Annotated in this window: 15 protein-coding genes; 12 read left to right on the top strand and 3 right to left on the bottom strand. The window is 37.5% G+C overall.

The window, feature by feature from the left end; genetic code table 11:
* Positions 1-55 precede the first annotated feature (55 nt).
* Entirely contained in the window at positions 56-598 is a 543-nt protein-coding gene (locus C7D97_RS06190; protein WP_105301227.1) for a DUF4367 domain-containing protein, read from the top strand.
* A 132-nt stretch (positions 599-730) separates the two neighbouring features.
* Here the strand turns inward: C7D97_RS06190 and C7D97_RS06185 are convergent, their stop codons facing one another.
* Together C7D97_RS06185 and C7D97_RS06180 are read right to left on the bottom strand one after the other, a co-directional pair.
* Positions 731-1270, bottom strand: a complete 540-nt coding sequence (locus C7D97_RS06185; RefSeq protein ID WP_105301226.1) for an ImmA/IrrE family metallo-endopeptidase — start codon at positions 1268-1270, stop codon at positions 731-733.
* The gene (locus C7D97_RS06180; protein ID WP_105301225.1) at positions 1270-1659 is read right to left on the bottom strand and encodes a helix-turn-helix domain-containing protein; all 390 of its coding nucleotides are present in this window, start codon (positions 1657-1659) and stop codon (positions 1270-1272) included. The genes C7D97_RS06185 and C7D97_RS06180 overlap by 1 nt, the downstream gene beginning before the upstream one ends.
* A 132-nt stretch (positions 1660-1791) precedes the next feature.
* On the opposite strand from C7D97_RS06180, the gene C7D97_RS06175 reads away from it, so the two are divergent.
* The 6 genes from C7D97_RS06175 to C7D97_RS06150 all read left to right on the top strand — a co-directional run bounded on the left by C7D97_RS06175 (position 1792) and on the right by C7D97_RS06150 (position 7951).
* The gene (locus C7D97_RS06175; protein ID WP_105301224.1) at positions 1792-3033 is read left to right on the top strand and encodes a DNA polymerase Y family protein; all 1242 of its coding nucleotides are present in this window, start codon (positions 1792-1794) and stop codon (positions 3031-3033) included.
* A gap of 154 nt (positions 3034-3187) precedes the next feature.
* Positions 3188-3565, top strand: a complete 378-nt coding sequence (locus C7D97_RS06170; RefSeq protein ID WP_105301223.1) for a GntR family transcriptional regulator — start codon at positions 3188-3190, stop codon at positions 3563-3565.
* A complete protein-coding gene (locus C7D97_RS06165; protein ID WP_105301222.1) occupies positions 3558-4655 on the top strand; it encodes a DUF1648 domain-containing protein in 1098 nt (365 codons plus the stop codon). The genes C7D97_RS06170 and C7D97_RS06165 overlap by 8 nt, the downstream gene beginning before the upstream one ends.
* Before the next feature lie 6 nt (positions 4656-4661).
* The gene (locus C7D97_RS06160) at positions 4662-5552 is read left to right on the top strand and encodes an ABC transporter ATP-binding protein (RefSeq protein ID WP_105301221.1); all 891 of its coding nucleotides are present in this window, start codon (positions 4662-4664) and stop codon (positions 5550-5552) included.
* Complete coding sequence (locus C7D97_RS06155) at positions 5545-6723, top strand: ABC transporter permease (protein WP_105301220.1); 1179 nt, start codon at positions 5545-5547, stop codon at positions 6721-6723. Before C7D97_RS06160 ends, C7D97_RS06155 begins: the two co-directional genes overlap by 8 nt.
* Before the next feature lie 73 nt (positions 6724-6796).
* The gene (locus C7D97_RS06150; protein ID WP_105301219.1) at positions 6797-7951 is read left to right on the top strand and encodes an NAD(P)-dependent malic enzyme; all 1155 of its coding nucleotides are present in this window, start codon (positions 6797-6799) and stop codon (positions 7949-7951) included.
* Between the two features lie 34 nt (positions 7952-7985).
* On the opposite strand, the gene C7D97_RS06145 is transcribed toward C7D97_RS06150, so the two are convergent.
* Positions 7986-8339: a winged helix-turn-helix domain-containing protein gene (locus C7D97_RS06145; RefSeq protein WP_105301218.1), complete on the bottom strand. Its 354-nt coding sequence runs from the start codon at positions 8337-8339 to the stop codon at positions 7986-7988.
* A 126-nt stretch (positions 8340-8465) separates the two neighbouring features.
* Here C7D97_RS06145 and C7D97_RS06140 point away from each other — a divergent pair, with 126 nt between their 5' ends.
* From C7D97_RS06140 to C7D97_RS06120, 5 genes are read left to right on the top strand one after another with little or no spacing between them, the layout of a single operon-like run.
* A complete protein-coding gene (locus C7D97_RS06140) occupies positions 8466-9287 on the top strand; it encodes a Cof-type HAD-IIB family hydrolase (RefSeq protein ID WP_105301217.1) in 822 nt (273 codons plus the stop codon).
* On the top strand, positions 9280-10071 hold the full coding sequence (locus C7D97_RS06135) for an MBL fold metallo-hydrolase (protein WP_105301216.1): 792 nt from the start codon (positions 9280-9282) through the stop codon (positions 10069-10071). The genes C7D97_RS06140 and C7D97_RS06135 overlap by 8 nt, the downstream gene beginning before the upstream one ends.
* Positions 10071-10880 (top strand): tRNA 2-thiocytidine biosynthesis TtcA family protein, encoded by an 810-nt coding sequence (locus C7D97_RS06130; protein ID WP_105301215.1) that lies wholly within the window; start codon positions 10071-10073, stop codon positions 10878-10880. The genes C7D97_RS06135 and C7D97_RS06130 overlap by 1 nt, the downstream gene beginning before the upstream one ends.
* Positions 10877-11758: an undecaprenyl-diphosphate phosphatase gene (locus tag C7D97_RS06125; protein WP_105301214.1), complete on the top strand. Its 882-nt coding sequence runs from the start codon at positions 10877-10879 to the stop codon at positions 11756-11758. The genes C7D97_RS06130 and C7D97_RS06125 overlap by 4 nt, the downstream gene beginning before the upstream one ends.
* On the top strand, positions 11759-12301 hold the full coding sequence (locus tag C7D97_RS06120) for a DNA-3-methyladenine glycosylase I (protein ID WP_105301213.1): 543 nt from the start codon (positions 11759-11761) through the stop codon (positions 12299-12301).
* Positions 12302-12337 lie beyond the last annotated feature (36 nt).

Genomic DNA, 12337 nt, shown 5'->3' with positions numbered 1-12337 from the left:
AGAAATTTAGTATAATTGATATCGAATTTAATGAAGGAGAAACTAAGGAGAGGGAATGAAGATTAAAAAGATTTTTGCAAGTGCCATGACTCTTGTCCTAGCTTTTGGCCTAATGGCTTGTTCAAATGATGCTAAGAATAATGAGGATAGCAAGGAAGAAACAAAGGTAGAGGAAAAGGCAGAAGATAAGACTTCTGAGGACAATTCCAAAGAAGATAAGAAGGAAGAAACTGACAAAGAAGCTAAAGACAAGAAGTTCGATAGCCCAATCTACGATGTAGCTTATAACTGTCTTCCGGAAGACTTTGAAGAAATCTTCAGAGACGAAAAGGAGGACCTTTTGACTATAGAGTTTGGTCTAAAGAAAAATCCTGCAAAAAAAATCACTGTACAAGTCTCTGACAATGAGGAAAGATTCAAGGAGCTTTTTAAAATACCAGAAGATGCTGAAGATGTAAAAGTAGGCGAAGAAGACGGCAAATTCTGGGATGATGGATCATTTAGATACCTAGTAGTAGAAAGAGAGAACTACTCAATCTATGCAAGATCTACCCTAGATAAAGATGAGACAATCAAGGTCGTATCTGAAGCTAAATAAAACAAGCAAAAAGACCTCTTGGAGGTCTTTTATTGTGCAATAATTTCTCTTAGAAGTTAAAATATATAAAAGACAAACTTTCTCAAAAGTAATAATTAGCTCTTTAAGTTAAGAACAAATTTAAATATCTTCCTAGTAATTGCACTTACTATCTTCTATATCCCTAAAAAAGGTCGAACATGAGGGGCTTTCCTTTCTTATAGGCATACCCATCCTGTGCATTTCATTTAACTTAAAGATCATAAGATTTACATTTACATCGTACATACTGGCGAGTTGGTTGTAGGTATAGCCTTCTTTCACATCTTCTATAAGAGATTTTTCGTCTAGGAGAAGGTGGGCTGCGAAGATATTGGCCTCAAGTTCCATTTCAGAATTGATATCGAAAAGCTCATATTCGATAAGGTCATTGGCGGCGGCATCCTCGTGAAAAAGATGGTGGCCCAGCTCATGGGCAAAGACCATATTTTGGATCCTCTCATCTACGAAGGGATTGTAGAAGACAAAGCTTACTCCCTTAATAATCTTATACATGCCCAAAAGTTTGGTGTTTGACTTAAAGGCTATAAGATGGACACCTCTTCTTTCTAAGATATCCCTGGGGTCTCTGGACTTGTAGGTATCTATGACCTCCCTCGCCTTTTTGTAGATACTATCGTATGATACTCCCATTATTTATCCTTCTTTTCATTTTCCATCTTGGCTATATAGTAGGCTTCAGATATGGCATCGAGGATGGCTCTCTTGTCATCTTCTGGAAGCTCGCCTCCTGCCATTAGGCCAATCACTCCATTTATCATATCTTGGGCATCCTTTGCTCCGCCTTCGCCGAAGTTTTCCCTAGCCTTTAGGATAAATTCGTCCTCATCAGTTACCAAGTAGTCGTGAGTTGTATCAAGGTGTTTGGCCAAAAGGTCGTAGGTCTTCCTGTATCTTGGTTTGGACTCTCCTAGTTCGTATCTTGATATGGTCTTGGTTGAGACATTACACAACTTGGCTAGGTCTTCTTGGGTTAATTTTTTGATTTCTCTTAATTCTTTTACTTTATTAGCAAATGCCATATGCTCTCCTTTAGCTTACAGACTTTTATTTAGAAAAATGGTTGACAAAAGACACTCAAGGTCTTATAATATTCTTAAGTCATTTATTGTCTAAATTATACATTAACAGTCTGTGAAATTCAAGGAGTAATTATGAAAAAACTTATACTACATTCAGATATGAACGCTTGTTATGCATCAATAGAACAAAAGCTTAACCCAAAACTTAAGGGAATTCCAATGGCTGTCGCAGGAAATCCTAAAAATAGGAACGGAATTATCCTTGCCAAAAGCCAAGAAGCTAAGGAAGCTGGGGTAAAGACAGGTGAAGCCTTGTGGCAGGCCTTCGCTAAGTGTCCTGACCTTACCATAGTTCCTCCCCACTATGACGAATATCTCAAACACTCAAAGCTTGCGAGAAAGATTTATTATGAATATACCAACCAGGTTGAGCCCTTTGGCCTTGACGAGTGCTTCCTTGATGTAACAGGATCTACCCATCTTTTTGGGAGCGGGGAAGAGATAGCCAACAAAATCCGTAAGAGGATGAAGGAGGAAGTCGGTATAACAGTCAGTGTCGGGGTGAGTTTCTGTAAGATTTTCGCAAAACTTGGATCAGATATGAAAAAGCCTGACGCAGTTACCATTATAGGAGAAGATAATTTCAAAGAAATTGTCTGGCCCCTTCCTGTAAGAGAAATGGTGGGTGTCGGCAGGGCTACAGAAAGAAAGCTAAATGGAATAGGGATCTTTACCCTAGGAGAGCTTGCCCAGACAGAGCCTGATCTTATAAGAAATCTCTTGGGCATAAATGGGATCTACCTATGGGAATATGCCAACGGCCTAGACATAAGGCCAGTCCACGACAGGGACCACAAGGAGCCAGTAAAAACTATAGGAAACTCTTCTACCTGTAGGAAAGATTTACTTAATAACAGAGAAGTCTTCAATGTCCTCCAGGAGCTTTCCTTTTCTGTCTCAAGAAGGCTCAGACAAGCAGGACTTGAGGCCTGTGGTGTAGAAATTTTCGTAAGAAATAATGAGCTCCAATCCTACAATTTCCAAAAGCCAATCAAGCTTGCTAGCCAGTCATCCATTGTCCTTGCCAGAGAAGAATTCGACCTATTTAAGGAAAAATACAAGTGGGACTTACCAGTAAGGGCAGTCGGCATTAGGGCAATCAAGCTTAGAAAAGAAGGCGGTGGAAGCCAGATGGATGTCTTCTCTGATTACAAAAAGTTAATCAAAGACGAAAATTGTGATACTGCAATTTATAAGATCAGACAAAAATACGGCAAAGATGCCATAAGCTTTCTAGGCCTTATGCGAGATATAAAGCTTCCAAAAGAAATCAACGAAATAATAACCCTACCTATGAATCATTACAACTTCTAGGACTCTTGCAGAATTATCTAATCGTCCTCTTATTAGACAAAATTTAATGATGGGACGATTAGTATTAATATTTTGCAAGAGTTTTTTATTTACAAATTGATAGACTTGTTATATAATAACTATAACAAGAAAGATAAAAATATAAGGAGGGTCTATGTTTTTAGAAATTGATTTTGCTTCTGATCAGCCAATCTACGAGCAAATCAGACGCGGGATAATCAAGTCCCTGTCCCAAAATGACCTTGAATTCGGCGAGACTCTTCCATCAGTTAGGCAACTTGCATCAGATATTGGAGTCAATCTCCACACTGTAAACAAGGCCTACAAGATGCTAGAAGAAGATGGGATCATAGTCATGGACAGACGCTTTGGATCGAAGATTGTAGACAAAACGCCTGACATAAGCGAAAGTCAGAAGAGGAAGATAAAAGAAGAACTTGATTTTATCATAGCCCTTGCCAAGGTCAAAAATATAGAAAAATCCGACCTTGATAGGCTAATAGAAAATATTTGGGAGGGAGAAGATGAATGAAAATATGAGTATTGCAATATTTTATGGGATAATGATAATTTTGATAAGTCTTATCCAAGCCTTCGTCACATCCTACTCCAAGAGGGGCTATGTCCTAGGAGTAAGACTATCAGAAGGCTTAGAAAAGGATAGAGAAGTAAAAAAGATAGTAAAAGACTATAGGATTTTGACAATTCTTGTAGGATTTGCCCTAGCTTTATTTATACTTGGCTTAAGCTATCTTATAGAAAATGAAGCCTTGCTTAATTTTATCTATATTCTTTCAATCTTTCTAACTTATATCCCTTTAGTTCTTGCTAATAAGAAACTAAAATTATTAGCAAAAGATCAGAAAGTGGATAAGAGAAAGCTTGTAAGTCTAGATTATTCTAAGGTAAAAATCTTTAACAAGAGGGAGTTTTTCGGATTATACCTAGGCCTTCTTCTTATAGTAATAATTTTTGCCATAAGGATCCACCTAGACTATGAAAACTTTCCAGATAAATTAATCATGCATATGAATAGCAAGGGAGAAATTGATGGAATTGCCGACAAATCTTACTTATCTATCCAGTCGCCAACCATGGTAAGCTTCTTTATGTTAGCTGTGATGTTTTTTACCAATCTATCACAACTTCTATCAAAGATGAGAATTAGCCCAGATATACCAGAAGAGTCCTTGGATAGGCTCTTAGAAACTAGGAGGATTTGGACCTATTATTATGCTGCATCAGCAATTTTGTTTATAGCTTTATTCCAAGTAGGAATCCCTTCTTTTATGAAAACTGGAGACGACTCTTTGGTCGAGATCCTAGCCCTAATCGCAGTCGGATTTTCTATAGGAGGAAGCATTCTAATAGGAAAGTTTAGGTCAGTCGACGGCTCAGCCTTAAATAAAACTGGCAGATATGGCTACGAAGAAGAGGATGATAAGTGGATTCTGGGTGGTCTAATCTATTACAATCCGGACGATCCAGCTATCTTTGTAGAAAAAAGGGTAGGAGTTGGAACTACCATGAACTTCGCCAACAATTGGGTAAAGTTGATATTCCTTGCAGTACTACTTTCTCCATTTGTACTAGGAATCGTGCTTAATATATTGGAAGGATAGGATAATATGTTAGAGATAAAAAACGTATCCAAATCATTTGGAAGGCTTAAGGCCTTGGACCATGTAAGTTTTAAGGTCAATAAGGGAGATCTTTTCGGTATAATTGGACAAAATGGAGCTGGTAAATCTACACTTTTTAGGTGTATAATGGACTTTTTCGACTCATATGAGGGAGAAATCCTATATGATAATAAGCCAATGAGTAAAGTTTCCCTAGAAAAAATCGGTTTTCTTCCAGAAGAAAGATCTCTTTCTCCAAAGAAAACTGTAGCAGAAGAGATTAGATATTTTGCGAGTCTTAATTTAATGAAAAATCTAGATACTAAGACCCTACAAGCCTATTTCAATAAATTTGAAATAAAGGGAAGCCTTAAGGATAAAATCAAGGACTTGTCTAAGGGAAATCAGCAGAAGGTTCAGCTCTTAGCAAGTCTTATCTACAAGCCAGAATTTGTAATCTTAGATGAACCCTTCTCAGGTCTTGACCCTTATAATATCAGGCTCCTACAAGATATTATTAAGGAAATTAATGAAAGTGGTACGACTATAATATTTTCGTCTCACAATATGGAAAATATTGAAGATATGTGTAAGAATCTAGTTATGCTCAAAAATGGAAGGATTGTTCTTGAAGGATCTCCGAGAGAGATTAGAAATTCATATTCTAGAGATAAGCTTTTAATCGAATGTGATAAGGATATAGGAGAAATCTTGGATAGCTTTCCTTTATCCTACATTCGAGATGAAAATACTTACAAAATCAGCTTAAGTGATGTTAAAGATGGGGAGGAGCTTTATAAAATTTTGACAGAAAAGTTTTCTTATCTACCAGTATTTGCCCAAACTCCTCCAAGCCTCAATGAAATATTTACAAGAAAGGTGGAAGAAGATGTCTAGATTTTGGACTGTAGCTGTAGATTCTTGGAAGAAGCAGATGAAATCCAAATCCTTCTGGCTTATGGTAATCTTTCCTATAATAATGGCAGTAGCAGGGACAGCTATTTCCTATTTTACCCAAGATAATAGCGAAAATATTAGCTATATAGTGGCAGATGATGGACTAGAAGAATTATTTAAGTCTTATCCAGATATAAAAATTAGCGATGAGAAAAGCGCTAAAAAACTAATGGAAGATAAAAAGATAAAAAACTTTGCGGAAATTAGTGAAGAAGACGGCAGGCTTAGGGCAGACTATCACACAAGAAAGCTTGATTCCAAGAATATCTTGACCTTTAACTCTATCCTAAAAGAAGCTCAGGATTATTTGAATTTAAAAAATGCTGATATAAGCCCAGGCAAAGAAGAAATTCTTAAGAGAGAGCCTAGCTTTAAGCTAGTAGAAGAAGGAGAAGAGTCAGGGATAATGTATGTTTTCTACTTTGCCTTGGTATTTTATATGTATATGATGCTTGTTATGTATTCCAATATCTTGGTTGTAGAAATCGCAACAGAAAAAGGATCTAAGATGATAGAATTTATCTTCTCATCCATAAGGGCAGGTAAGTATTTTGCTGGAAAGATTTTTGGAAACTTCTTGGCAATTCTAACTCACACACTTATCTATATGATTATAGGAATAGGAGGATTTATCCTAATCAAGTCCAAGGGAATATTTGATAAGTATCAAATCAATTATGGTAAATATTTAAAAAAGATTAATATAGGAATGCTAATAGAGATAGGGATTTTGGTAGTTTTAAGTCTACTTATATTTATGATAGTAGCAGCCATGCTAGGTTCTCTTGCCCAAAAGCAAGAAGATGCTGGAAAGGTATCGACTCCAATGATGCTTGTCATAGTATTTGCCTTCTTCACTTCTATAATATTCATGGAAAAAGACGAAAATCTCCTAATTAAAATCCTATCCTACCTGCCTTTTGTATCAGTTTTCTTTATGCCTTTGAGGATGATCAAGGGAAGTGTTGGACTTTTATCTGGAATCCTTGCCATTGGTATACTAGTTCTTTCAATATTTGTAGTCTATAAGATTGCAAGCAAGGTTTATAAGAAAAATATATTAAATTACTCTTCAAATTCTTTTATGAAGAAGATTTTAAGAAAAGCCTAGTTAGGGCTTTTTCTTATGTTTTAAAAAATCGTTTTCTATGTTAAAATTATTATAGGAAGAAAAGGAGTAATCTATGAATGTATATGAAAAAGCTTTAGAAAAACATGAGAAATGGCAAGGAAAAGTTGCTACAGATGTTAAGGCTAAGGTAAATAATGCTGAGGATTTGACCTATGCCTACACACCAGGGGTTGCAGAACCTTGTAGGAAAATCGCCGAAGATAAGAAGAAGGCTTACACCTACACATCAAAGGCCAACACAATCGCTGTAGTAAGCGATGGGTCCGCTGTCCTAGGTCTTGGAAATATTGGCCCTGAGGCTGCTATGCCTGTTATGGAAGGTAAGTCTGTTTTGTTTAAGGAGTTTGGTGATGTGAATGCTGTGCCAATCGTCCTTGACACTCAAGATGCCGATGAGATAATTAATGTCGTAAAAAACATAGCTCCAGGCTTTGGCGGAATCAATCTCGAAGATATTTCATCTCCAAGATGCGTCTACATAGAAGAAAAACTCAAAGAAGAGCTCGATATACCAGTCTTCCATGACGACCAACATGGAACTGCAATAGTAACTCTCGCAGCCCTTATTAATGCCCTTAAGATCGTAGGAAAGAATAAGGAAGATATCAAGGTAGTAATTTCAGGAGCAGGAGCTGCTGGTTTTTCAATAGCTAAGCTTCTAAGAGATTATGGGGTAGGTCATATTATAGTATGTGATTCTAGGGGAGCTATCAACAAAGACCATCTAAAAGGAGATAATCCTGTCAAGGCGAGGATTGCCGAATTTACCAATGAGGAAAACTTTAAGGGAAGCTTGAAGGAAGCTATGGTGGATTCTGACGCTTTTGTAGGAGTTTCTGCTCCTAATATCATAGATGGAGAAGATATTAAGAATATGAAGAAAGACGCTATTGTCTTTGCTATGGCAAATCCAGTTCCAGAAATCGACTACGACGAGGCAAAAAAGGCTGGAGCGAGAATTCTTGCGACAGGTAGGAGCGATTATCCAAACCAAATCAACAATGTCCTAGCCTTTCCTGGAATATTTAAGGGAGCCTTGAAGGCCCATGCTTCAGCCATAACTGATGAGATGAAGCTTGCTGCGGCTATTTCCCTTGCTCAAATGATCGATGATGATAAGCTAAGTGAAGAATACATCATACCAGGAGCTTTTGAGGAAAATGTAGCTTGTAAGGTAGCCCAGGCTGTGATGGATTATGTTAAATAGTTAAGATATTGGGGCGAAGCTTCTAGCTTAGCCCTTAATTTTTATCTAAAAAGGAGAAATATTTATAAAATTTTTCTTCCAAGTCCTTGTTTACTTCGTCATTAAAGTCCTTGTAGGCGGTCATTATTTCTCTTCCCTCGTCTGTTAGGATACTCTTTCCCCCATCTGCTCCACCTCTTTGGCTTTTTATAATATCAAAGCCTAATTCTTTCTCGCATCTTTTGATAATCTTAAGAGCCTTGGAATAAGATAGGCCCATGGCCTTTGCAGCCTCCTTTGTCGATTGGTACTCATCTATTAATAATAAGAGCTCGTTTATACCCGGCCCGTAGAAGTTTGTTCTATCACTTTTGATAACAAGTTTTATTTTTGCTTTATATTTTCTCAAGATATATCCTTTCTTTGAAATCAACGCTTTTAATTATTATAACACTTCTTTTACCTAGCCTTCAATCAGATTGAAAATAAGCCCTTATCTAGTATTATAATATAGTCTATAACGAAAGGGAGACTTATGAAAAAAGATATAAAACTAATTGTATTTGACATAGATGGTACTTTAGTAAATGATAAAAAAGAAATGCTTGACGAAAATGTCGCAGCTATAAAGAAACTTAAGGAAAAGGGGATTAAGATAGTCTTAAATTCCGGCAGGACCTTCAATGGTATGTGGAGGATGCGTCAAAAGCTTGACCTTATGGCCTATGATGACTATTCTATCTGTGGAACAGGAGCCTTCGTGAGGAGAAACGCTGACGGCAAGGCCCTTATCTCCAATCCCTTAGGAAAGAAAGATTACGAAAAGATTAAAAGTATGGTTGGAGAAGAGGACCTACAGATTACAATTCACACCATGAATATTCTCTACTTAAATGCAGAAGTTCCTAACGATGCCTTCTTGTACGACCAATGGCAGGTTTCTATGCCTTGGTTTAAGTTTGAAAAGTTTGAAGACATAGAAGACAGCATATGTAGGATTGGCATTACAGGAGAAAAAGACCTTCTGGATAAGTTCACTGAGGAAAATAGGAAAGAGCTTGTGAAAGACTATAAGATTATGAGAAATGAAAAGCATCTTCTAGAGATCCTAAACAAAAACTCAGGTAAGTCTGAAAGTCTAAAGAAACTAGCTCAAATGCTTGAAATTGACAGAGAAAACATCATGTATTTTGGAGACGGAATGAATGATGTAAAAAGCTTGGAGTTTGCAGGATGTGGTGTGGCCATGGCTTCTGGAATGAAAGAAGCCCAAGATGCGGCAGACTTTGTCATAGGATCAAACGAAGAGCCTTCCATAGCTGAGTTTCTTAAGGAGTATTTTAATCTAGATGTCTAGATTTGTAACCTTATCTTCTGGATCATCAGGAAATGTAAGCTTTCTCGAATATAAGGGATGTCGCATACTAATCGATGCGGGATTTTCTGGGAAAAAAATCGAAAATCTCCTAGCCCAAATCGGAGAGAAAGCAAAGGATCTCGATGGGATATTTCTCACTCACGAGCACAACGACCACATCCAAGGAGCAGGAGTCCTATCGAGGAGATTTGATATTCCAATCTATGCCAACGAGGGAACCTGGAAGGCTTTTGCCAAAAAGGCTAAGAGATTGAAGGAAGAAAATATAAAGATATTTAAGACAAACCAGTTTATAAACTTTAAGTCAATGGATATCCTCCCCATAGACATTCACCACGATGCTATGGAGCCTGTGGGATATGTTATCTATCTGGGAAATAAAAAGATAAGCCTTATTTCTGATACAGGAATAATAGATGAGAAGATTGCCTACGAGATTAAGGGTTCTGATATCTATTATATGGAGGCAAACCACGACCTAGAAGCCCTAAAGCTTGGGCCATATCCTCATAATCTTAAGCTTAGAGTTATGGGAAAGATGGGCCACTTGTCAAATGACCAGTCGGCGGAAGCCCTAGCTGATGCATTAGTTGGTAAGAATGAGACGGTTTTTTTATCTCACCTATCAGATACCAACAATACTCCAGAGCTTTCAAGACTTACAGTTGATAATTATCTCAAGAGTTTGGGACTGGATACAGAAAAAGATATAAACTTGGAGGTCTGTGAAAGATACATACCTTCAAAAATAGTGGAGTTATAATGGAATTAGTAGAAATTGAAAGATCACTTATAAAAAAATATAGGAAGGAAATCTGGTCGCCCTTTATCAAGGCGGTCAAGGAATTTTCCTTGATAAATGAAGGAGACAAGGTAGCTGTTGCCATATCTGGCGGCAAGGATTCCTTGATTCTTGCAAAGCTTATAGAAGAATTACATAAGCACTCTAGAGTAAAATTTGATGTAGAATACATCTCTATGGACCCAGGCTACGATAAGGAAAACAGAGACCTACTAGAAAAAAACTTAGCCTACCTTAACATAGATGCGACAATCTATGATTCGGAAGTTTTTGAAGTAGCAGAGACCATAACCAAGGGAGACTATCCTTGCTATATGTGTGCGAGAATGAGAAGGGGCTTTCTCTATGCCAAGGCAAAGGAGTTAGGCTGCAACAAGGTTGCCCTAGGCCATCATATGAATGATGCAATCGAGACAACCATGATGAATGTCCTCTATGCAGGAAACTTTAAGACTATGAAGCCTAAGCTCATCGCTCAAAATTTTGACGATATGGAGCTAATCAGACCCCTCTATTATCTTCACGAGGACGATATCAAAAGGTGGAGGGATTACGTATCTCTGTCTGCCCTAAATTGTGCCTGCACAGTCACCAAATCTAGCGAATCCTACACTAGAAAGAAGATAAAAGAGTTGATAGCAGAACTTAAAAAAGACAACCCAGACGTAGAAAAGTCAATCCTAAGATCAGCAGAAAATGTCAATTGCGATATGGTCTTAGGCTACCAAATAAAGGGAGAAAAACGCTCATTCTTGGAGGAATTTGAATGATAATAGATTTTATAAAAGTCCTAATCCTTTCCATAGTGGAAGGAGTTACAGAATTCTTGCCAGTATCATCGACTGGACATTTGATATTGGTAAACCAATTTGTAAAGCTTGAACCAGAAGGCTTTTCCAACGCCTTTAATATAATCATCCAACTAGGGGCGATCTTATCTGTTGTAGTAATTTATTTTAAAAGACTCAACCCTTGGGATAGGGAAAAGACAGAAAGATACTTCCCAAAAAACTACGATAGGCTAAACGGTCAATCTAGATTCTACTTTAGATTAACCCATCCTGATAAGAAGACCATAGAGCTTTGGAAAAGAGTTATAGTCGGAGTACTTCCAGCCATGGTCTTGGGTCTACTTTTTGATGATTTCATAGACGAACATCTCTTTAACCCGATGGTAGTTGGGGCTATGCTACTTGTTTGGGGTCTAATAATAATCTTTGTAGAAAAAAGAAATAAAGGAAACAAGGGCTTTAGGCACGATAATATAGCCATGGTTTCCTATAAGACTGTACTTGCTATAGGATTTTTTCAAACCCTTGCCATGATTCCAGGAACAAGTAGGTCAGCTGCGACAATTATGGGAGCCATGATCCTAGGATTATCCAGATCTGCTGCAGCGGAATTCTCATTTTTCCTAGCAATTCCTACCATGCTTGGAGCGACTTTCCTTAAAGTTATCAAAAACTTCGGAGGCTTTACCGCCTACCAGTGGCTTCTTATCCTTTTGGGAATGGTCCTAAGCTTTCTTGTAGCATATTTTGTTATCAAGAAATTCATGGCCTACATCAGAAACAATGACTTCATACCATTTGGAATTTACAGAATAATACTAGCTATAATAGTATTTATTTACTTTTTATTCTTCTAGATGAAAAAAAGATGTGAATGGGCAAAGGGAGAGCTCTTAGAAAAATATCACGATGAGGAATACGGAAATATAAGCCATGACGATCACTATATCTTCGAGATCCTCGTCATGGAATTTATGCAGGCGGGTCTTAGCTTTGAGATAATCCTAAAGAAAAGAGAAGCCATGCGTAAGGCCTTTGACGGCTTTGATTACAGGAAAATCGCAGGATATGACGATAGAAAAATCGCAGAGCTCATGGCAAACGATAAAATAATCAGAAACAAGAAAAAACTTATAGCCTTGGTAAAAAACGCCAAGGCCTTCATAAAGGTAAGAGAAGACTATGGGTCTTTTGACAAATACCTAGAAAACTTCATCAAAGAGCCCATAGACTACAAGAGAAAAGAGGGGGAGATAATTGCGAAAAGCAAACTTTCCGCCCAAATATCCAAAGATATGAAAGATAAGTCCTTCTCCTTCGTAGGACCAGTCACAATCCACTCCTTCCTAGAAGCCATAGGAAGAATAAATTGTCACTGCATTTCTTGCTTTAAACACTAAAACAGCTAGACTAAGTTAAGCCTAATCTAGCTGTTT

This window comes from Anaerococcus marasmi (genome assembly GCF_900290195.1).
Lineage (GTDB): Bacteria > Bacillota > Clostridia > Tissierellales > Peptoniphilaceae > Anaerococcus > Anaerococcus marasmi.
The sequence above is the reverse complement of the archived record's forward strand: the minus strand, read 5'-3'. Positions and strand labels throughout refer to the sequence as shown.